We start from the raw sequence: 23227 nt of genomic DNA, 5'->3' as shown, positions 1-23227 counted from the left end.
ATCTGCGCCGATGGTACTGCATTTTTGTGGGAGAGTAGGCCGCTGCCTTTTTTTAAAGCCCTTATCTAACGATAAGGGCTTTTTTTATGCCCTATTTTTAATGAAATTTATACGTGATAATAGGTTGCTTATCTATAAAAACTTTTTATTTTTACACTCTATACGGGATGTAGCTTAGTCCGGTTAAAGTGCTGGTCTGGGGGACCAGAGATCGGAGGTTCGAATCCTCTCATCCCGACGAACCGCCATTGTGGCAATATCAAAGCACTGTTAATTTTATGATTATCAGTGCTTTTAATTTTTGTTGATGTCAAATGATATCATATAAAACCAATATAGGTGAACGATTCGGTGAACTCTCTGGTACACTAATTGTTGTAAATTTAAGGAGCTTTTAAAGCAATTTGATTTTCGTCTTTGTTAAAAACAAAGTTTAATCTAAAGACGTACAACATGCAGACAGACAACACTTTTTCCGTTCTTTTCTTTACAAGGAACACACGTAAAAATTCAGAAAACCTATCCATTTATGCCCGTATCACGGTCAATGGACAACGCACGGAAATCAGTTTAAAAAGAAGTGTTCCAGTGAACCATTGGGACGCTTCCAAAGGTAGGGCAAGAGGAAACACTCAAAACCTCAAAATGTTGAACAACTATTTGGATCAATCCTATGGTCAAATATTGAACAGCCAAAAGCAATTACTCGATGAACACAAAATGATTACCCCACAAGCCGTAAAAGCCCGTTATCTGGGTGAGGATGCCCAACACAAAACGCTTATGGAACTGGTGGAGTATCATAATACTACCATGCAAAGCGTTTTAAAGCCAGGTACAATGAAGAATTATTATTCCACCAAGAAGTACCTAGATATGTTTTTAATAGAAAAAAGAAAAACAAAGGATATTTACCTTAAACAATTGAATTACCGCTTTATAACAGACTTTGAACAATACATAAGAAGATACAAACCAAAAAAAGCAAGAAAGACCTGTACCAATAATGGTACGATGAAACATCTGGAACGGTTGATGAAAATGACCAATCTTGCAGTAAAGTTAGAATGGTTGGACAAAGACCCTTTTAGAAACTACAAGCTCAGCTATATTAAGAGTGAAAGAAGCTATCTGACCCAAAGAGAAATTGACCTTATTGTCAATACTAAATTTAGGAGTGAAACTTACGAACGTGTAAAAGATATATTTCTTTTTAGCTGTTATACAGGATTGTCCTATGTCGATGTAAAAGAACTGATGCCCATACAACTAATGATTGGCATAGATGGGAACTATTGGCTACATACCAAAAGGGAAAAGACCAATGAAGTTGTAAATATCCCTTTGCTTCCTAAAGCAAAACAGATTATAGAGAAATATAGGCAAGAAAGTGAAGCTACTGATAAACTACTTCCTGTACTTAGTAATCAAAAGACCAATAAATATCTAAAAGAAATTATTTCAGCTAGTGGAATCCACAAACATATTACATTTCATTCTGCAAGACACACCTTTGCGACAACTGTAACATTACCCAATGGTGTACCTATAGAAACGGTATCGAAGTTATTGGGACATACCAAATTATCTACTACTCAGATTTATGCACGGGTATTGCAAAAGAAAGTAGGAGAAGATATGAGCCTTTTGATTCATCACTATAAGAAAAGGGAGCAAAAGTTGAGCGAAGTAAAACAAAGCTTACCATAACTAATCTTGCACAAGGTTCCTGTCTGGTTTTTGCAGCGTTCGGAAAGATAAGCGTCATGCAAAAATCGGATAGGGTGCAATACTTAATACTAGGTTTAATTACACTTTGTTTTTGTATTCAAAATTTAGTAGCGCAGCGGATAAGATTTGAATAGCAAGAGGGTAACACGCTTCGCGATGTTACTGTTTATTCAAATAATTGATTTTCAGTTATTTACAAAATTATTTAATCTTTTTTGATTAATGAATTTTGCAACAATCTTCTTGGAAAGTACTATAAACATTGGGGGAATTTACAGTAATGAAATTTTATTGATTCAAAATAATTACGGCAAAATACTGATTATAAGACATTTATCTCGTTGTTGTTTTTTATAAGAAAGAGTTTATCATTTAAATTTTGCACTAAAAACATTGCAACCCATTATTAATATTGAAAATATTTACAGTAATGAAAGTAAAAAAACAGCAAAAAAACACATTTTCAGCAATTAGTATAAATCGTATCACGGCTGAACGGTTTCGGGAATATTCCAAGACCGTTGCTAAATCACATACAGAGACTATCGATACCATGATTGATTTCTTTGAAAAAGCTAACATCACTCCAAAAAGTAAATTTATGATGAGCTTCTATAAATTTCAGAAGTATATGGTAGGACGTTTAGATTATATCATTGAACTGCTTCGGGAACATGAACGTAAATATCACAAACCCACCCATGATATGCTAAAAGCTTTGTTCGAGGGTAATACTTGTTTGGAATGTGCAGAACGGAAAGAGCCACTATTCATTGAACCTATGTTTGAAAAACTCACTAGGGAAGAGTGGAATATAAAAGAAGAAACCGTACCTAAAAAGAAGTATGACACCGTGATAAATGAAAGAAATGAGGAGCGAAAAAAAATGTTTGAATTATTAGAAAAAATCACCCTAGTCAAACCTCGGTTTAGTAAAGCATACCATAAACTGGAAATAGATGCAACAGAACTTGCTATTTTTAAAAGGAATCTTAAAGATTATTGATTCTTTGTTTACATACCAATCTTTATTTATCAGCATTATGTGTCGCTGCCGCTAGGGCACATACCAAAACTTATCGAATCGGAGATTCGCCAAGTTTTGGTATGGTTGATAAATGCACTTGACAGCAAGTTCACGTTCTTAATTTTATCAAAAAACCAAGATCTTTTACTGCTTGGTCTTTTGATTCTTCTTCGTTTAAGATTGTATAATTTTTTGTTATTCAATAAGTATCTGATGGACTTCATCTACTTCTTTGCTCACAATACGAAGAAAGTAATTGCCTTTTGCCAAACTAGAAACATCCAATTTACTTTCCTTTGTTTTGTTAGAGTCTAAATCTAGATTCCGTACTTTGTTTCCCGTAAAATTATAAAGTTCCAGTTTAATGTTGGTAGGAAGGTCTTTAGACGTCAGATTTGTATTCTGAGAACGTTCGGACTGTATTTCGGAAACAAAAATATCCGATGATGCAGGATTGGGATATACAGAGTAATAATACCCTCCACTAGTGACATTTATAGCTACTGGTCCGCTCCAATTACTCCATCCACAACTTGTCTTGACCTTAGCTTGTATATTATATGTGCCAGGAGAATGGAATATGATACGTTTTTGGCTATTATTGTTTGATAGACAGGAAAAACTTCCGTTCATTATCGTTGAATTGGGCATATACCTCCACTCTACGTCCAATAAATCACAATGGAACATAGGAGGATAGCCTGCAACAGCTTCTATAGGGGTATTAACAGGTATGGAAGAAGGGACGTTCCCTATGGCAATGTTATTTTCATCTATACCTATTTTTATTAATTTTTGGACAATGTAGGTAGATTGTCCAATTATTTGGGCGCTTATCGTAGCATTTCCTGTGAATGAACCACTCCTATTAAAAACAGTCACTGTCCCGTTGGAGGAAAAAGTCCCAGCATTTGAAGGGCTGACAGACCAATTAATGGTATTAGTATTATTAGGAGTTGGGGATATTGAAAACGTAGCACTTGGACAGAACACATTCTCACCATTTATTTTAAACTCTGCCTTTTGCAAAGCTGCATGGGCATCAAGAAGACCATACCCCATTTCATCATCCCACTTTCCATTTGGACGACCAGTTGTGGTTGAGTAATTATAGCCCCCAACTTTTCGAGCCGTACTCTCAATTATGTCGTTCACTTCTTCTACAGTCAAATTGGAGTTTACGGATAATATCAAAGCGGCAACTCCCGCAACATGAGGTGTGGCAGATGATGTTCCATTGAACCAAGTTGTATAATCAGTATTTGCATAATCTGTAAGAACCAAATTTCCACCGTTATTTGTATGAATAGGTATATTTGGATTATAGCCATTATTGCCTTGTCTGTCAGTGGTAGGTATCAATACACCTGGTGCAACTATATCAAGATCAGTTCCAAAATTACTACCCCATGTATTCTCACCATCGCATGAACTAGGTGACTTTCTCTCACCACATTGGCTTATTGCCCCAACAGCTAGTATCTCTGGATTTGAATTTGCAGGATACGACACATTGCCATCATCATTACCAGTGGCGAATACAACTACACAGCCCAAGCCATTTCTTCCTTGATTAAGCGCATTTGTAATTGCATCATCTATCAATTGGCTTTGTAAGGCATTGGAGCCCCATGAATTGCTTATAACACTGGCACCATTCTGCCAAGCAAAATTCAAACCATTAGCAAGCTCTTGTCTAACATTAATGTCAAGAACTAATCCATTACTAATAGACATTAATGTGCAATCTGGAGCGACCCCGACGATTCCAATTGAATTGTCCGATGCACCAATTATGCCCGCACAGGCCGTTCCATGATCTCCTAAAACCACACTAGGAGCAGTATTTGATTCCGTATCAAAACTAATGGGTGAGATGTTCAATAAATCTGGATGATTTAATTCAACACCATGATCAATAACTGCAACAACTATATCAGGTTGTCCAGTAGAAATACTCCAAGCTTGTGGTGCATTTATATCAATTCCTGATGTACCATTATATTGACCAGTGTTGTTTAAGCCCCATTGGTTTGGGTAATTAGGATTAAGCATAATATCATCAACAAGAATATCTGGTTCTGATGCCGAAAATTTACCAGTTTCAAAGAAGTAATTAGCCATTTGTAAAGCGTTACCCTCTGAATCTTTTGAGCATGCTAGGGTATACCATAAAGGCATGAACTCATTGTGCCCCAAAACTTCAACATTTTTTTTCTTGGCTATTTGGTATAAAATTTCTTTGTCCTTTTCATTCTTTAATTTGACATAAAATAAATGAGATAGACCAACCTCAATATTGTCCTCCGTTTTGAAAAAAGGAGCTTTATAAATTATCCAATCATAATTTTCTAAAGTTCTTTCCCCTTTAATAATTGCCCAATTGCCATATTCGTTAGATTTCCTAGATTTTGAAAATGTTTCCTTTACATTATTTGGAATAATTTTTTCCAAAGCAAACCCATCTTGTCCCAATTTAAACTCTATTTCATTTAATCTTTTTCCCAGTTTTGTTAATATGTATTGGCGTGTATTTATTTTATTTAAGTTGACTTTTTTAGATTTATAATAGTAGTAATCCGAAGTTTGACTTGCTCCAATAATGGACATCATTAAAAATGCTGCAAGGACTAAAGTTTTTTTCATAATAGCCAGTTAATTGTTGGTTTTAGTTTCTTTTATAAATTTTCCTGATATAAGATTATTTGGAAAAGGTGTTTGTGCCAGAGTATAAATGAATTTATCAATAATTAATTCGTTTTCATTTTGAAAACTAAAGTTGACTTTAATAACACTAGTTTCGTTTCCGATTTGCCAAGTTAAATTCATTTCATTTGTATTTATTATTTCTATTGCGACAATTTTCTCTTCAAGCCCTTCAGAGGGAGAAATGACTTCAAAATTATTTGAGCTATCAATAACTAAAACGTAGTTAACTTTTGGATCATGGATATCAGCGTTTAATTGTCTATCGAAAAACACCCCATTCCACACTACTTCGTTGTTAGAATCATCATTAGAACAACCTAAAGAAGTAAAACATAATATTAAAAGCACGAATTTCATTTTTGTAAGATTTTCCATAGGAATAAAGTTAAGAATATTCTTTAAACAGAATAAGTTTATACTTAATAAGATGCTCTTTTCTTAAAAAGGTTGCGTGTTTTTGCAAAAAAACCTGTTTATAGAGGCTAAATTTAGTATTAATACAATTTGTTAAACTTAGAGTATTAAGGAGGTGAATTATTAAGCTTTGATGTATATTTACGGTAACAAAGCGGTAATACATTTTGTTTTAAAATAGTTCTTTTTGCATTTAGTGAACGATTCGGTGAATCGTTTTCAAGTTTGCAGTGTAAATTATTGATATATAGTTTATTGAGGGTGCGAGGAAGTTTCCTGCCACCCCGACAATAAAAAGCCTCAGGAAACTTAGTTTCTTGAGGCTTTTTATTGTTTAATACACTGCCACATTTAATAACTTTCAATAACGATTACTCATGTATGTATTAATTGTTCTCGCTACTTTAATTACGCGATTTCTTATTATAGCTGTAACAGAATCAGTTTTAATTTTTGGCCATGGTTTACCTAAGTAGTACCTCTAGCTCCAATAATTACTTTACCTTTTTATTGGTTCCTTTTGTCAATTACACCTATCATTTTATTCTATCTAGCTTTAGTTCTAAATTTTCTGAATTTTCAAACCAATATTTTTAAGATTTCTATTTTACGATCCATAAAGGCACTTCCAGATCCTGATTAAAGAGCTCCTCGGTAACGCTTCCTACAAGTAAGGAAGAGAAAGTGTTTCTACCTTTGTCTCCAACAATAATTAGATCTACCTGTGAAGTTTCGGCTTTGGATCTTAGTGTTTCTGCGACTCCTTTCTCCCTTCCAGGAATAATTTCAGAAGTTAAGTCACCTTTGTATGCCATCTTTTTTATAAATTTCTCATATTTTCCAATTAAATGACTTTCGATCTTCTTATCCAAATTTTCTTTAGGAATGTAAGGGGAGAATTGTACAGGAACATTGTATACGTGTATGGCTTTTACCATTGCCGTTGTGGCGTTCTGTAAGTTTCCTGCCAAATTAAAAATTTTATTGGAGACACTAGAAAAATCTGTTCCCACCCAGATATTGTTAATATGTGGTTGCACGTTTTTAGGGATAGACAAAATATCGCATTTAAGTAGACGCAATAGTTTTCCACTAACGACACCAGTACCTTTGGACCTGTTTTTATTTCCAATTAAAGCGAGCTGTACTTCATATTTGTTGACAATGTAGTTGATGAGGGATTCAGAATAGGGATCTTCAGAAATAAGTACTTCCCATTCTGTTGATGACCTAAATTTTTCTTCTACTTTTTCATTTAACTCATCCCCAATTATTTCATCCAGATTAATATCCTTTAACTGTTCATCAAATAATTCTGAAATCTCATATTTTTTAATATTATGTACAAAGTACACTTTATCAGCTTTAAGGGTATCCGCAATAAATGATGCATACTCAATTAAGGTGCCATCAATATCTGATAGGTCTAAGGCGACCAAGATGTTTTTTATTTCAGTCATTTTTTGAATTATTTAATTTTTGTTTGCTCATTCATATTTCGCTTTTTTACGATTGTAGAAACTATTTCCTCGTAATTTTCAAGTTCTTTTTGAGATTCCCTCTTTTTTAGTTTCCGCAAGTCTTCCTTTAAACCTTTGTATAGTGAAAAGCACATAATTATTAATATCACGGCAAAGGGCAATCCCGTAACTATTGTGGCCGTTTGTAATGCCTGTAATCCGCCCCCTAATAAGAGAACTGCAGCAACACTACCTTCTGCCAGGGCCCAAAAGATTCTTTGGCCTACAGGCGCATCCAATTTACCTCCGGAAGTTAAATTATCTACAACCAAGGATCCAGAATCGGAGGAGGTTATAAAGAATCCAGCAATTAAAATTACAGCAATAATGTTAAGAATAAATGCGAACGGATAATCTTCTAAAAACACGAACAAGGCTGTGGCAACATTATCATTTACTGCATTTACAATGGTTTCATTTCCTAAAATTGCCTCATGTATCGCTGTGCTTCCAAAGGCTGAAATCCAAAAAAACGTTACAATTGAAGGCACTATTAAAACACCTAAAATAAACTCGCGCACGGTACGCCCTTTAGAAATACGGGCAATAAACATCCCTACAAATGGAGACCAGGCAATCCACCATCCCCAATAGAAAATAGTCCAGGCATTTTGCCAGTTGGAACCTCTGAAACTTTCTGTCCAGGATGCAATTTCAAGAAAATCGGAGAGATAATTCCCTGTATTTTGCAAGAAGGATTTAAAAATAAAGATTGTTGGTCCTAATATCACTACTATCAGAAGAAAGAGCACTGCTACTCTCATATTCCATTCACTCAAAATTCTAACTCCTTTATCTACTCCCAAAACAACTGAAACCGTGGCAACTAGGGTTATTCCAATAATTAATATAATTTGCGTTTGCACTCCGCTATCTACATCAAAGAGGTGATTTAATCCTGCCGCAATTTGTTGTACCCCCATCCCTAAAGATGTGGCCAGACCAAATACAGTGGCAAGTACAGCGAAGATATCAATGGCATCGCCAATTTTCCCATAAATTCTATCTCCTAAAAAAGGATAAAAAACGGACCTAATGGTAAGTGGAAGTCCACGGGAATAGGTAAAATACGCTAGGGATAACCCTACCAATGCATACACTGCCCAGGCATGAAAACCCCAATGCAAAAAGGTGAATTTCATGGCTTCTTTGGCTGCTTCAGCAGTTCCGCCTTCCGCCATTGGTGGACTCAAAAAATGATAAATCGGTTCCGAAATACTCCAAAACAATAATCCTATTCCCATTCCCGCACTAAATAGCATTGCGAACCAAGATATGGTCTTAAATTCAGGTTTGGCACTTTGTCCTCCAATCCTTAAGTGTCCGTATTTACTAAAGGCCAGATAAATCATAAATATTAGAAAAACATTTACACTTAATATAAAAAACCAACCGGCTTGCTTAGCTACAAAATCTTGGATTGCGGTAAAATATTCTTCGGCCTCGTTTTTGAACATCAAGGTCAATGTTATGATAATGATGATGGTTATGGATGATGTAAAAAATACAGGACCATTCACTTGCAATCCAAAAATGGATTTTTTTTCATCACTTCTTATAATTTTCTTAGCCATAAAGCGTGTTGTTTTTTTTGGTAATTCAATTTTTGTGAAAGGTTAGAAACCTTCCTATTTATATCTTAAAAATAGTAGCCAATATTAATATTAAACCTTGCTTCCCATTTGGCATCTGGATTCCCTTTAGCGAAATCGTCCACAAAATTTCCTCCTAACCACGAATGATTGTATCCGGCGGCATAATCAATATAGGTATATACACCTCCGGCAGAGACTAAAACCCCGGTTACATTCATATAGGAATCTGTAAAACCTAATGCTTTTTTCTCCATAAAGCCAAAATCGTTATACAACTGTAAATTGGTTATAGGTCCCCATTCTACGGGTACATTTCTGGAGATTGCTAACGAATACAGATTAAAATTGGAAGCAACTTCATAAGGCGCTCCATAGGCGGCCATCGTAACCACTTCATTAGGTTCTTCAACTGCATTCTCCGGGTTATGGGAAGCAGTAATAAATTGTGTTTTTACATTCCATTTCCCTTTGGTTAATTCGTAATGCACGGCAAAAGCAGTGTGATTTCCAATTTCTTTGGTATCTAGATTATACAGTCCTCCATATTCCAAGGAAACCCCCAAATTACTTGCAGATTCTTTTTCAAAATTGTAGATAAATTTTCCGTTGAATTGATTTACTTCTTTGTTTCTGCCTGTGATATCATAAGAATATCGGTTTGGAGAAGTTTCGGTATTGTTTCCAAATCTCAATTCTTCCGCATTTTTGAAAAATGCAAGTTGATATTCAAATTTTTCTCCTGTATGTATGTATTTTACACCCATATCATGGTCATCTTCCAACCCTACGTAATATGTTAGGTTGAAAAACCAGTTATGAGAGTTGTATTGTTGAATTCCAAAAGGAACCTGAGTTAAACCAATATGAATTTGATTTAATTCATCGAAATTGTATCCTAACCAACCCTGCTTCAAAAAACCACCACCAAAACCTTCCGAATACAATCTGTATTCGGCATTCAGAAATATTCCTTGATATGCAGCTTCGGCATTTACCCTGAACATATCATAGCCAAAATCTCCCCCACGTTTTTTCTGACCTTCTTTCCAGGAAGATAAATTATAGTTGAAACGCAAGGCTCCTCCAATTTTGAGTTCCGGTTTTTCTTGTGCCATTATAGGAAATGCCAATAGCAAGGCTAATATTGCACAGCAATAAGATTTATTGAATTGTAAATACGTAATTTTTTCTATCATAAAGTGATTTAAAAAGATGGAAATAGTAGAGACTTAAGCTCTACGAATAAATGCAACTTTTTATGGTATGATGACGTAGTAATTTTTACAGAAGAAAGAAGAGGATTAACCGATCCTCTCCTAAAATGGAGGTTTATGTATATTGTGCTCCATGAAAAATTACAAAATGAGTCAAATAACTCTTGTGTAAAGATAGGGAATTTAAGTTCCGTGCTGTAAAGGATAAATAATGGAGGCCATCAGCAAGTGACAAGTGCACCATACGAAGGGAACTGAATAAGAAACCTGATACGGATAGAGGGGGAGTTAGGGTGCTAATCGCCGCGAAAAAGTGTATGATAAATCCATTATTAAGAGCTGGTACAATCCTAATTAAAAATAGAACTTCTATACAAAAGAAAACGATATCACTAAAAGGTTAATCAGGGAAAAACAAATAAAAATATTAAACAGAAAATAGGCAATTATCCCAAAGTTCCTCCATAAGGTATCGAAAGGATACGACGAATATTATTTTCACGGCCGCCTGAGCGCAGCAGGCACAATTATCCAATAAAAGACGATGGGATAAGTTTTGTTAGATACTTCATAATGCTTTGGAAGAGATACTCTTAGTTGTTTCTTCTCTTTTACTATTTTTGATTGGAGGCTGACTTTAATTTCAATTTTAACAGTAATATCTTGAGAGTAACCAATTCCTGATTTTAAAATTCAAAGAAGGACAAAAAATAAATTACAGTTTCTTCTTTTGGGAATTTTCAAGTTGTTACCAAGGTGTTTGTGTTTGGCAAAGCACTTAATTTAACAAATAATACCCGAATGGAATCTGGATGCCTTGAGATTTGGAAGTAGATAAGTACTAGGTAATTAATTAGTCACGGTGCTTTAGGGTGTTTAATTTCAGAAACATTGAAATGAGCTATACCATCAATGAAGTTGAATTGTTTTTGGGAATCAAATAATCATTCAGGTTAAATAAGGGTAAGTTTTTAAGGTAAAGTTTTCAAGGCTTCAATAATTTCATCAGGCTCTGAACGCGTTCTATAGTCAACATTAACATAACGCCATGAAACTACTCCGTTCCGTCCTACTATAAAGGTGGCTGGAATTGGTAATACATTAGCGTTACCATTATTTATTTTATCTAAGTCAAGTTTGCGACCTACACGCATGTGTTCCGCCAAAAACTCTGGCACTTCCCATGCAACACCATATTGTAAAGCAACTTTTGCGTCTTGGTCAGACAAGACAATAAAGTCCATCTTACTAATTTCATCTTTTGTCAATGATCCATCTGGAACTTGTGGGCTTATGGCAACCAGTGTAGCACCTAATGCATAAATATCATCTAGTCTAGCTTGCAAGGCTCTTAGCTGTAAGTTACAGTAAGGGCACCAATTACCTCTGTAAAAAGTAATAACAACAGGACCTTTCGCTAATAAAGCAGGTAATGATATAAATTTCCCTTGAGGATTTGGCAGCTCAAAACTAGGAGCTTTCTGTCCAATTTTAATGGCATTTTTTCCTTGTTCAAAGGCTTTTTCTTGTTTAATAATAGCATCAACACCACGCATAAACTCAGGATTAGCTTGTCGCCCAGATTCAATTTTGGCATCAGTAAGTTCTTTTAATTTTTTCATTGAATTGTATTAGTTATATATCCGTTTTTAGCTTAAAATTCTTTGTCGTTTGCCCTGCTAAATTTCAACGCCTCACTTCTAATAGCTACAATGTGTTTGTAAAAGGCTTGTTGCGTGTTTAATAAGCTAATTTAGCAAATAAAAACCGAAAAGAAAATGCGTAATTCCCTACGCTTCGGGGTTCTTAAGTAGGCTTGTCCCTGCCATAAATTTTAGGCAGGGTTGCTAGTATTTTTTATTATTTAAATTTATCAATTACTTTCTTTATTAACTCTGATATTCTATTGATGTCTTTTTTTATTGAATTCTTTTCAAATAAACTGACTTTATTTCTTTTGGTTTTAGCCCAGTTTTCTTTCAATGTAGCTATGTCTGAATTAATAGAATCTTTCTCGAATTGACTTACCTTTCCTTTAAATTCACTTATTAGCTGTGATACCTGAATATTAATTTTTTCAGATTGAGGTTGTTTATTCCAAGTATCTTTAATTTCTTGCCAAATATTTTTCTGTTCCCTATTCCACATGTTATTATATTTTATTCGTTATACAATCCAATAGAATTTTTTTAATTCTTTTCATTTTTACTGCAATATGATTTTCTGTTAACCCTGTTATTTCAGCAATTTCTTTATATTTCAATTCTTCTAAATAAAGGATAATGATTGATTTATCTTCATTGTTTAGTTTTGAGATACAAGAAGTCAAAGCATTATACTTTTCTTGCTGATTATTTTCAATTGGAATTTCTACAGGCATGAATTGAATAGATTCTAGTTGAAACGTCTTGTTGTAAATTTTATCTGATTTTTGTTTTGAACGAAGACAGACATTTAGTGTAATTCTATAAATCCAAGTGTCAACTGTTGAATTGCCATTAAAAGTTGGAAGAGATTTCCATATTGAAAAAATTACTTCTTGGAAGAGGTCTTGAGGTTCTAAAGGGGAAACTGCGTAAATTTTACAAATTCTATAAATTTTTTCTTTATTATTCTCAAGTAGCTGTTCAAATGTTTCTGTCATTGGTTTTTTATCTTTCATTATTACGCTCTACTTGTTTAGTGACAAGAATTTTCTAAATATGACAGATTTTTGAAATTATTTATGAATTTGTTTAAATTACTAGTAGCATGTTTGTATAAGGCTTGTTGCGTGTTATATAAATTAATTTAGCCAATAAAAACTGAAAAGTAAATTTGTAATCCCCGACACTTCGGGGTTCTAAAGTAGACTATAACTAGGGTTTAGTTATACACCTTATGAAAAAAGTTTTTACTTTATAGCAATGACAGCACTTGAAGGCCCGGTCAATGGTATTATGGATGTTTGTGTAAAACCGCATTCTCTTGCCCAACCATTAAAATCTGCCGCAGAAAAGTCGAACCCTTCGGAGGTTTCTATATTCATATTTAATGACATCATTAGACCAAAGGCATTTTCACTTCTATTATCATCTATAATATTTTCAATAACAACCAATGCACCGCCTTGTGGTAACGCTTTATATGCTTTTTTGATGAGTGCTTTTTTTTCTTTTGTTCCCCAATCATGCAAGACATTTCCCATGGTAATAACATCAGCTTTAGGAAGGTCTTCGGTTAAAAAATCACCCGATTGGACAGTTACCCGATCACTTAATCCCATCCTATTAATATTTTCTCTGGCAACCGGTTCTACCGGTGGTAGGTCAAATGTAATACAGCGCATATGTTTATTATTTATAGCTACTTGTGCGGCAAGATATCCGCCTGCACCTCCTGCATCACAAAGTGTATGGTAATCTTTAAAATCGAACACTTTAGAAAGCATCTGAAAATTAGCTATTTGGATACCGCCCATCGCGCTTAAAAATTCTCTTAACCTTGACTGATCTGCATATATCGCTTCAAAAATGGGTGCGTTACCTGTTTTGGTTTCATTCTGTGGTTTTCCTGTTTTTAAACCTTCCTCTAGGTTATTCCAGAAAGGATACAAACGATTATTTGCCATTTCTAGCATTCCTCCAATGTAACTTGGTTTGTTCTTATCAAGAAATAGATCGGCATCTTCGGCATTATTATAGACAGCAGTTTCCTTGATGCCAGTTCTTTTCAAAAAGCCTAAAGCAACCAATGTATCAAGGAAGTCATAAAGACCGCGAGTGTGTAGTCCTAATTTTTCTTTAATAGATTGCCCTGTTAAACCGGCCTTTGCCAGATGGGTGAATAATCCTAGGTTTACTGCGGTTAACATTGTTTTAGATGCGAAAAACCCCATGCCAATTTGCATTATTTTGGAAGGGTCTACTAGTGCTGTTGTTTTCATAATTGTATTGTTTTAGATGAATATTAAAGAACATTCATTTAAAATACAAAATCGTTGATCTACATCAAGACTATTCTGAAATTTTGAACTTTCTTAAACGGCAGAGTGCCTCTGGGGTGATTTGGAGAAATGAAGCAATTTGTTTTTGTGAAATCCTTTGTTGGATTTTGGGATATTTTTCAAGTAAAACTTTATAGCGGGTTCTAGCAGATTCAGATAATTCAGATAGTTTTAATACTGAAGCCGTCGTTGCTTTTGAACGTAATTTATTGGTGTATTCTCTAAAGCACTGAGATCTCTCTAATAAATCGAAATGGTTCTTCGCTGTAATTGTTAGCAGCGTTGTGCTTTCAAGAAATTGTGTATTAATTAGGGTCGGCGTTTGGTTTACAAAACTACTAACATCACCAAGCCACCAATTTTCAAAACCAAACCCAGTATTAACTTCTTTTCCTTCGGTAGAAAGCATATAATTTCTATAGCAACCTTCAATAACGAAACCGGCACGAGTGCAAGTGTAGCCTTGCATTAAAAAATGTTCTTTTTTTTCAAAAATCTTTGGCGTAAAATAAGCCTCTATAATTTGCTTCTCAATGCTGGCGCCTGGAACATTTTGTTTGATATGATCAATTAGCTTATTGTACATTAGTTGATACTCTAGGATATTTTTTGTTCTCGCTAAGGTGTTCGTATACCGTGGGTTACGTTGGATAGAGCTAAGTTAATAAAAAAATAAACATGAGGGAAATTCGTGGGATTTTCCGAGTAGGAAAGAACCAAGCCATTAATTATATACTTCTTAAGTTTGATCCTTATTAAATTGACAGTATAATCAGAAAGAACAAAAAAGAGAGAATTAAGGTTGTTATGTGTATTGAGACTTAATCCTGTATTCAAATTTTTGTGTGATTCTTGGTAAGGTATCCATAAAAATACAATACATCATCCTCTTATCACTTTCCCATCTTGAAGTTCAATGATTCGCCCCGTTTTCTCTGCAAAATCCATATCATGCGTTACAACCAATAATGTTTTGTTGTAATGCTCGGTAAGTTCTTTAAATATATTGAAAACAATGTCAGCGTTTTTACTATCTAAATTACCGGTGGGTTCATCACACATAATAATTAATGGATCGTTGATCATAGACCTCGCTATTGCTACGCGTTGTTTTTCACCTCCTGACAATTGATATGCCATTTTTTTAGCTAACTTTTCAATGCCTAAATCCTTTAATAATTCATACGCATTGTATTCTAGTTCTTCCTCGCTCAATTTGTTTCGTTTAAAACCTGGTAACATAACATTCTTTATGGCGGTAAACTCATTGAGCAAGTAATGGAATTGAAAAACAAAACCAATTTTCTCATTTCTTATCGCCGCAAGTTCCTTATCGGATTTTTCACGAACGCTGATGCCATCTAATAAAAGCTCACCTGTATAATCTGTATCCATGGTAGAAAGAATATAAAGTAGGGTTGATTTTCCGCTTCCTGATCTACCAATAATTGATGCATACTCGCCACTATTAAGTTTAAAGGAAACATCCTTTAGAACATCAATTTTAACCGGGTCGTGGAATGATTTGTAAATTGACCGTGCTTCAATTATAGTTTTTTTTGCCATTTACTTTCCTCTTATAATGTCTACTGGGTCAACCTTACTTGCTTTTTTAGCCGGCATCCAGCCTGCCAAAAATGTGGTTAGCATTGCGAAAATTATAGCAATAATATAGTATTGTAGGCCATAATCAATAGGATAGGTCTCTACCGCTGGGAGTGAAGGTGCGCTAAACGGTATGGCATCAATACCCAGTGACATCAAAAAGCCAATTAAAACGCCTCCAATAGCACCTGCAACACCGATACTAAGCGATATAGAGATAAATATTTTTTTGACATCACTCCCTGCAAATCCGGTAGCTTTTAAGATTGCTATTGTATCCATTTTTTCATAAATCAACATGTTTAAGATATTGTATATTCCAAAACCTGACACAATCAACAAGGTAATTCCAACAGCATATGAGATGATGGAGCGTACACCACTTCCAGTTTCAAACTGGGCGTTGGCCGTTTGAATATCTTCTGCATCAAGTTTAAAAAGTGATTCATAATCAGCCGCCAATTTAGGCGCCATATTTAGGTCTTTCAGTTTTATTTGAATGTCACTTATGTAATTGTTATTCACACCGAGTAATTTCCGTGCGGTAGACAAACTGGCAAAGCTTTGTACCTTGTCTATTTCTGAAATCCCGGATTGGTAAATACCAATCACTTTTAAGGAAAACTGCTCGCCTTCGGTAGAGGTAACGGTTATCATATCACCTAATTTAGCATTGATAACGTCGGCCACTCCTTGTCCAAGGATGATACTATTTGTAATAATTTCTAGCTCTTGGTAGCTTCCCGCTATGACATAGTCGCCAAATGCAAAAAGCTTAGCCTCTTGATCTACTTCTATCCCGTTAATAATTCCGTTTAGATCAACATTCCCAAGGTTGTAAAAAACTTGAGTAGCTATTTTGGAAGCTGTACCGGCGACATGTTCATCTGTTTTTAACTTACTTATTATTTGTTGAGCGTTGTATATCTCCTTCCGTGTATTAACGGGTTTTACGGAACTTATAAAATGGTGGTAACCGATGAATTCATCACTTAGATCTATAGGTTGTAGTTTAGAAGGCTTGATGTCATTGTACAGCCGAATATGCGGAGTTCGATTTAAAACGATACCATCTAACAACTGGTTTAAACCTTCCATAAACCCAAGAAGAGTTACAAAAAGTGCAATACTAAACGTAACACCAATGGCGGCTACCAGAGTTTGCCTCCATCTAGCAAGCATCAGTGCAATAGCAATTTCTGTTAGGTGTTTTGTTTTCATTTTTGCGGCAATTCTAGTAAGGTGGTTTTATCGATACCGCTTTTGATTTCAACAAGATCATAATCCATTAGGCCAACTTCTACTTTTTGAAGTTTACCTCCTTCCAAAATCACAGAAGAATCAGAAACCAAATAGTTTCTAGGTATGGTTAAGGCCTCTTGTTTTGTGTTGATTATAATATTTGCTTCTACCGTTAAATTAGGGTAGAGTTCATTTGGATTTTTGATAAAAATGGCTTCTGCTTTAAATGAGCGAGTTCTACTATTCATCATAGGGTAAATGGTTGTGATTTCTCCTTCAAAAACCTGAGACTCATAGCTATCCATTCGGATGATTACCCGTTGCCCCTTTTTAACTTTTACAATATCAAGTTCGTCAATACTTAACTCTATAATGAATTCTTTTGTTCCAAGGATCACAACGGGCTCTTGCGTATTACTTAATTCCCCTTCTTCATTATTAATCTGATATACCACACCATCTATCTCGCTTTTAACAACAAAATCATCTTCCATTAATAAGGCGATTTCCAAATTGTTTTTACTTTGATCTGATGCCAATTTAAGTTGGCGCTTAAGATCTTCATAGTTCGTTTTAGCTCTAGATAATTCAATGGTTGAATTTTGATAAATCAATTCTTTTCTTTCAAATTCAACCTTACTTCCAATGTTTTGATTCCAAATATTTTTTTGCCTTTGGTATTGTATGGAATCATTGATTAGATTTTTTTTAGCAAGTTCAATAGCTTTCTTAGCATCGAGAAGTTTGTTGGTATTTTTCTTATAGTCAGCAGAAGCAGAAGCAAGCCTAGCATTTTCGGTAGACAACTTTAAATTGCTATTGTCTAATTGAAAAATAGGATCTCCTTTTTTAACCACAGCTCCTTCTGTTACATATATTTTTTTAACAATACCATTGGTCTTGCCAAAAGCCTCATATTGGTTTTTACTTTTTATAAATCCTGATGCATAAACACTTTCGGTAATATTTTTAACTTCTGGGGTAATCAATTCAATTTTGTCAGTGCAGGATGTTATCATCATTGAAATTAATACTGAAAAGAGAAAAAGTACTTTATGGTTCATGTAACTTAGCATTTATTTTCGTTCGTTTAGAGTTCTAATAGTTAATCTTTTCTATATGTCTTGTCCTGAAATATGGCTACAGGTACAAATTGATTTACGCTGTTAATTGATATATCAATAAGTTATTTTAATATACGTCAAAGAAATCATTTTATCCTCAGTAAATTCTTTAATCATAGTTGCATTTCCGTAATTGTCGTAAATATATTTATAATTGATTTGTGTTGGTTGTTGGTTTTGGTTATAATTAATCTGCTTAATTAAGTTTCCTTCTTCATCATAGTCATATGTCACAGAACTTGTTATTTTATTTTCAGAATCTATAGACTCTCCTTTTATCTCAAGCCCTTTTTTATTGTAGTAAGTTTTAAAATAATCATTAGAACCATATTCGTTATTAATAGAATATTGTCTGTAAGTCCTGTCTTTGTAATTGTAAACATTTTTAAGAATTTCGCTCTTTTCGTCTTCTGTACTAACATTAAAAATACTTCTAATTTCAACGGGGTTGCTCCTAGAATCATATTTGTAAGTTTTATAAAATTTTAAGGTATCATTCTCAAAATCTTTATACTCAATTATAGTGCCTCTAGAATCATATTTATATTCTGTCCTATCTATTCTACCATTTATTTCAGATACCAAACTAATTAATAAATTATCTGCGTAATTAAAATTAGTGACATTCAAACCATTATAATACTCATCAATTTTCTTTGAAATTTTATTTTCATCATTTAAAATAATCGTGCTTTGTGTTTTTAACTCTTTTATTTCACTTGTCCCTTCTCCATTTATTTTAAAGCGTGAAGATGTAATTTCTAGCATTTTCACTTTCCCTTTTAACCCTTTTCCAGTATTCATTTCATTAACTTGTATTTTAAGAGGGCTACAAGACAATAAAAAAAAGATAGGAATAAAATAAATTTTTTTCATATGAATGTTATTAAATTCTAAGATACTTATGTAAATTACACCAACGTGTTTCTTTAGTTTGTAGTAAATAAAAACCGAATAGAAACTCCGCAATCCCCCATGCTTCGGGGTTCTAAAGTAGACTACAACTAGGGTTTAGTTATACACCTTATGAATTTTTTTTTTACTTTATAACAAGTACAGTACTTGCAGGCATTCTAAAAAAAAAGAATTATTCACTCACTTTAAAAAACAAACGGCCTTAAAAGGCGGTTATGTAAGTGCTTGCTTTAGTAATTAAGGACTTGTGCAACGGTTATCATTGTTATACCCAGTTATTTATTCTTAAGTGCCGGAATTATTCGGTCTTGCAAAACGCGCCAAGACGACTTTTCAGGCTCATCATTAATATTCCAGCCATTAAAGACGATTATTAAATTGTATTCAGGTGCCATCATCAAATACTGTCCACCATATCCATTTCCTGCATAAATTCTCGTTTTGCCATTATTAGAATATTCAGGAATCCACCATTGATATCCATATCCCATATTAGGTCGCCAGTCAGGTTTTACGTCTTTTATTTGAGGGCTCGTGGATGTTGTAACCCAACTTTTAGAAACTATTTGATTGTCATTCCATTTTCCATTGTTCAAAAGCAAGGAACCAATTTTAGCCAAGTCTTCTGCCTTAAGATATAGACCTCCTTCTGTATCAATTTCTCCATGAGGCGTTTCTTTCCAATAGTAATCTGTAATGCCGAGTGGCTCAAATAATTTTTCTTCTGCCCAATCGTCAATTCGTTTGCCTGTAATGGTTTTAACGATTTTACCTAGTAGTACTGTTCCTCCACCATTATACACGAATTTTGTTCCTGGTAGTGTATCCATAGGTTTGCTTAATACATATTCTATCCAATTGTCACTTGATTCCAATAAAAAACAGTCATTTGTATTGTCATTATGATCAGTCTCTTCATTCCATTGTAATCCACTTCTCATAGTCAATAAATCTTCAATGGATATATTTTGTTTTCGTTTATCTAAAAAGTCAGTATCATAGCCAGTCAATAAAGGCATTGCTTTGTTTCTAATATTATAATCCTCATTCAAATCTAAAGCAATACCTAAAAGGATTGAGGTGATACTTTTGGTTACCGATTGAAGGGTGTGCAATTCACTTTTCTTGTAGTAAGGATGCCAATCCGTATTATTGAAATTGAATTGATGATTGGTTGTGTCATATTTTTGAACAATGGTTTCATAGTCCTGTTCATATTTATAATCTGCCAATACCTCATCATTTTGTATGATCATAAAACGGTCAATTAATCCATAATCGCCATTATTTATTTCCGAATTAATAGAATCAATTACAGCGGAAATTACATTTTGAGAAGTTTCTATGGGTACTCCTTTTAAAGACTCCTTACTCTTGTTTTTTGTGTTACAGCCAATAAACACTATTATAAACAAAATTGGAAATGATAGGGATTGGATTTTATTTATAGTTGTTCTCATTATTTTTGTTTTATAATTGGGTATACCGCAGGGCTAAATGGATTTTCCCGACGTTTCGGTACTGGAATTTTTTAGAGCTGTGTATCTAAGATACGTAAAAACAAAAAAAGACAATTAGCTCTTGATCAAATTAAATTTTAGCACTTACGACAAAGAAGTTTGGGTAAAAGGCAACAGGAGAAGAAGTTTAGTAACCAACAAAAAAGGAAAGCCTACAAAGTGACCGAGTTTATTGTAACTTATAATCATTCAGATGCCGATGCCGTGTCTATTTTTGAATTGATCACACTTAGGAAGCGGAGCAAGTACTATAAAAAGTAAAAAAGATAGTTTAAAGTAAAAAAGAAAGTATTACTACTCTTTAAAGCACTGTACTAGGACTTTTCATAGGAGGCCTTGTTAGGCATAGTTTTTAATTTTCAATCCAACTGTAGAATTTAATATTATTCCAACTATATATTGAAATAGTAACTCCAGAATTTTCTTCAATATTTTGAGAAGAATAATCGTTCAGTAGATTAGCTAAATTGTTAAATTCTTCGAAATTTGAATATTTATAGTATTTAGAAGGGTGATTGACCCAATTTCCATTGGTCGTTTCAGGATATGGGATTCTTCCATCTCCTTCAAATTCGAATTCTATGAAATCAGGGATTTGCTCTATAATTTCTGAAAAATCAGAATAAATGTCAGTATTATTTGTGTTAGTTCCGCACACATAGGCAAATGAATTTTCAGGAATTCTAAAAGTTTTATCGTACAATGAACTTGTGAAATTATTTTCGATAAGCGTTATTGAAATTTTATCTTGATTAATTTTTAGTGAATATTTGTCAATTGTATTTCCATTTATAAAAGTTATCTCATTTATGTTTAGAGGTAAATCAATATAAGAAATAGCAGGCCCAAATGCCGTTAAACAAATTCCTGGTTCAATTATTTCATCAAACCTTATAATTAGTTCACTGCCCTTAGTAAATTCTGTTGTAGATAAACTATAATTTACACAAGGGAAAATTTCAGAACTCATTAATTTTAGTTTTAATGAAGGTTTTTGTAATTCATTAGTATTATATATTTCTTCAGGCATAAAATTTATTTCAGTTTCAATTAAGTTTCCCGTAATAAATTCAGAATATTCTGATTCATTTCTCACTTCATCATTTGTATTACAACTGAAAGTAATGATTGATAGGATTAATAGTATAAGTTTTTTCATTAGTGTTCTTTTTAGGATAGATGACTAAACTCCAAAATGGTTGCCTCAAATTATGCCCATCTTGTTTATATACGTAACTTAATTCCATATATCTTGGCATATAGCAAGGTATCGATGTTTTATAAATTATCAAACGCCTTTTTTGATTTTTAGAAAAATAAAGGGGAGGTAGTTTTTCGCTCATCCCAACGAAAAAAGCCTAAAGAAACGAATATTCTTTAGGCTTTTTATGTTTTAACTATCCGCTAGATTTAATCGCTTTCAATAATGGCTTCAATGGTTTTTGCCATTTTAAAATCTTTGTCGGTTATACCATCTGCATCGTGGGTGTTTAAACGAATGGTAAGCGTATTGTAGACATTACTCCAATCTGGGTGGTGGTTTTGTAACTCACACTCAAAAGCAATACGTGTCATAATACAAAAGGTTTCTTTAAAATTCTTAAATTCAAAAGTTGTTTCTATGGCGCCATCTACATAGTCCCATCCTTCTAATTTTTTTAATTCACTTGTTATTTCTTCTAAAGTATATTTTTTCATTGTATAAATTTTTAGTGCCTTATAAAGGTACTTGTTTTTTTGTAGAAATTATAGGAGGTAAATGGTATTAGACTACCCAAAAATATGATGGTCTATGGTATCTTGGTAGGTGGTGCGTAAGTGTTTTGGTAGTTTGTTACTCTTGGGTAATACTGCCAAATAACGGTCTTCATTGGAGGTATACACCCGTTTGTAGATAGGGTTGTATAACCCTATTTTTTTAATGATATCTTTAACAAAATCTTCATGATGAACCAAATCGTTACTACCTAAATGAAAAATACCAGTTTTGTTTTGGTTGATGATATAGTGTATTTGTTGGGTAAGTTTTTCTATATGGGTTACATTAAAAATTAAATTGGGAAAAACTTCAATGGGTTCTTTAGCGTTTAGCAAGGTTTTAATCTCTTTAATTCTTGGGGAATTATTTCCAAAAACCATAGGTAAGCGCACTATTATAGCTTTGCTTTTAGGCAAACGAAGCAACATGTTTTCGATCTTAATTTTTAAGCGGCCATAAATACTTAATGATAATGTTTTGTCTAGTTCATAGGATGGATATTTGCTATAGGCATCAAAAACATTGGCCGACGATAAATAGAGCAATTTGCAATTATAGGTAGAAATGAATTCTACGATGTGCTGATGTGCCAGCACTTGAGCCGCAAAATTACCACGGATGGCTGAAATGATATAATCTGGTTTAATACGGTCTAAAAGTTCATATATATCTGTCTGTTCCACATCGTATTTAAAAAATTGTCCATTGCCTTTAAACTCTTTTTCATTGAAACAGTAAGTGCCGTAGGTGTCGTAATAGGCGCATAGCTCTTTGTATATGGCATTGCCAATAAAACCACTAGCGCCTAGTATTAAAATTTTATTCTTTCTATCTCCATCCATTGCATCACAACACTTAGTACGGTGT

Annotated in this window: 20 protein-coding genes and 1 tRNA gene; 3 read left to right on the top strand and 18 right to left on the bottom strand. The window is 33.8% G+C overall.

From position 1 onward, the window contains the following. The first annotated feature begins 163 nt into the window (after positions 1-163). From MWU65_RS10785 to MWU65_RS10775, 3 genes are all read left to right on the top strand, one after another. Positions 164-238, top strand: a tRNA-Pro gene (locus MWU65_RS10785). A 215-nt stretch (positions 239-453) separates the two neighbouring features. Continuing rightward, positions 454-1710, top strand: coding sequence for a site-specific integrase (locus MWU65_RS10780; protein ID WP_247077861.1), 1257 nt, complete (start codon positions 454-456; stop codon positions 1708-1710). A gap of 451 nt (positions 1711-2161) precedes the next feature. Then, the gene (locus tag MWU65_RS10775) at positions 2162-2737 is read left to right on the top strand and encodes a BfmA/BtgA family mobilization protein (protein WP_247077859.1); all 576 of its coding nucleotides are present in this window, start codon (positions 2162-2164) and stop codon (positions 2735-2737) included. Positions 2738-2953: 216 nt separating this feature from the next. On the opposite strand, the gene MWU65_RS10770 is transcribed toward MWU65_RS10775, so the two are convergent. The 18 genes from MWU65_RS10770 to MWU65_RS10685 all read right to left on the bottom strand — a co-directional run bounded on the left by MWU65_RS10770 (position 2954) and on the right by MWU65_RS10685 (position 23202). After that, on the bottom strand, positions 2954-5404 hold the full coding sequence (locus MWU65_RS10770) for a S8 family serine peptidase (RefSeq protein ID WP_247077857.1): 2451 nt from the start codon (positions 5402-5404) through the stop codon (positions 2954-2956). A gap of 9 nt (positions 5405-5413) precedes the next feature. Further along, positions 5414-5842 carry a hypothetical protein gene (locus tag MWU65_RS10765; protein ID WP_247077856.1) on the bottom strand — a complete coding sequence of 143 codons (429 nt, stop codon included), beginning with the start codon at positions 5840-5842 and terminating at the stop codon, positions 5414-5416. A gap of 641 nt (positions 5843-6483) precedes the next feature. Next, on the bottom strand, positions 6484-7341 hold the full coding sequence (locus MWU65_RS10760; RefSeq protein ID WP_247077854.1) for a universal stress protein: 858 nt from the start codon (positions 7339-7341) through the stop codon (positions 6484-6486). A gap of 8 nt (positions 7342-7349) precedes the next feature. Further along, a complete protein-coding gene (locus tag MWU65_RS10755) occupies positions 7350-8975 on the bottom strand; it encodes a BCCT family transporter (protein WP_247077852.1) in 1626 nt (541 codons plus the stop codon). 65 nt (positions 8976-9040) lie between these two features. Next, positions 9041-10192: a hypothetical protein gene (locus MWU65_RS10750; RefSeq protein ID WP_247077851.1), complete on the bottom strand. Its 1152-nt coding sequence runs from the start codon at positions 10190-10192 to the stop codon at positions 9041-9043. Positions 10193-11181: 989 nt separating this feature from the next. Beyond that, on the bottom strand, positions 11182-11832 hold the full coding sequence (locus MWU65_RS10745) for a peroxiredoxin-like family protein (protein ID WP_247077850.1): 651 nt from the start codon (positions 11830-11832) through the stop codon (positions 11182-11184). 238 nt (positions 11833-12070) lie between these two features. Next, positions 12071-12358: a hypothetical protein gene (locus tag MWU65_RS10740; RefSeq protein ID WP_247077849.1), complete on the bottom strand. Its 288-nt coding sequence runs from the start codon at positions 12356-12358 to the stop codon at positions 12071-12073. Between the two features lie 4 nt (positions 12359-12362). Beyond that, positions 12363-12872: a sigma-70 family RNA polymerase sigma factor gene (locus MWU65_RS10735; RefSeq protein ID WP_247077848.1), complete on the bottom strand. Its 510-nt coding sequence runs from the start codon at positions 12870-12872 to the stop codon at positions 12363-12365. Between the two features lie 231 nt (positions 12873-13103). Next, entirely contained in the window at positions 13104-14135 is a 1032-nt protein-coding gene (locus MWU65_RS10730) for an acetylserotonin O-methyltransferase (RefSeq protein ID WP_247077847.1), read from the bottom strand. 70 nt (positions 14136-14205) lie between these two features. After that, positions 14206-14781, bottom strand: coding sequence for a Crp/Fnr family transcriptional regulator (locus MWU65_RS10725; protein ID WP_247077846.1), 576 nt, complete (start codon positions 14779-14781; stop codon positions 14206-14208). A gap of 296 nt (positions 14782-15077) precedes the next feature. Beyond that, positions 15078-15761, bottom strand: coding sequence for an ABC transporter ATP-binding protein (locus tag MWU65_RS10720; RefSeq protein ID WP_247077844.1), 684 nt, complete (start codon positions 15759-15761; stop codon positions 15078-15080). Further along, entirely contained in the window at positions 15762-17021 is a 1260-nt protein-coding gene (locus tag MWU65_RS10715) for an FtsX-like permease family protein (protein WP_247077842.1), read from the bottom strand. Continuing rightward, positions 17018-18106: an efflux RND transporter periplasmic adaptor subunit gene (locus tag MWU65_RS10710; protein ID WP_247077840.1), complete on the bottom strand. Its 1089-nt coding sequence runs from the start codon at positions 18104-18106 to the stop codon at positions 17018-17020. The genes MWU65_RS10715 and MWU65_RS10710 overlap by 4 nt, the downstream gene beginning before the upstream one ends. Positions 18107-18220: 114 nt before the next feature. Continuing rightward, positions 18221-19042, bottom strand: coding sequence for a hypothetical protein (locus MWU65_RS10705; RefSeq protein ID WP_247077838.1), 822 nt, complete (start codon positions 19040-19042; stop codon positions 18221-18223). Between the two features lie 314 nt (positions 19043-19356). Beyond that, positions 19357-20541: a serine hydrolase gene (locus MWU65_RS10700; RefSeq protein WP_247077836.1), complete on the bottom strand. Its 1185-nt coding sequence runs from the start codon at positions 20539-20541 to the stop codon at positions 19357-19359. Between the two features lie 412 nt (positions 20542-20953). Then, positions 20954-21760 carry a hypothetical protein gene (locus tag MWU65_RS10695; RefSeq protein ID WP_247077835.1) on the bottom strand — a complete coding sequence of 269 codons (807 nt, stop codon included), beginning with the start codon at positions 21758-21760 and terminating at the stop codon, positions 20954-20956. 251 nt (positions 21761-22011) lie between these two features. Further along, positions 22012-22299 (bottom strand): 4a-hydroxytetrahydrobiopterin dehydratase, encoded by a 288-nt coding sequence (locus MWU65_RS10690; RefSeq protein WP_247077832.1) that lies wholly within the window; start codon positions 22297-22299, stop codon positions 22012-22014. 72 nt (positions 22300-22371) lie between these two features. Continuing rightward, complete coding sequence (locus MWU65_RS10685; protein WP_247077830.1) at positions 22372-23202, bottom strand: sugar nucleotide-binding protein; 831 nt, start codon at positions 23200-23202, stop codon at positions 22372-22374. Between the last annotated feature and the right edge of the window lie 25 nt (positions 23203-23227).

This window comes from Cellulophaga sp. F20128, assembly GCF_023015805.1.
Lineage (GTDB): Bacteria > Bacteroidota > Bacteroidia > Flavobacteriales > Flavobacteriaceae > Cellulophaga.
This window is presented reverse-complemented; position numbering and strand designations above follow the sequence as displayed.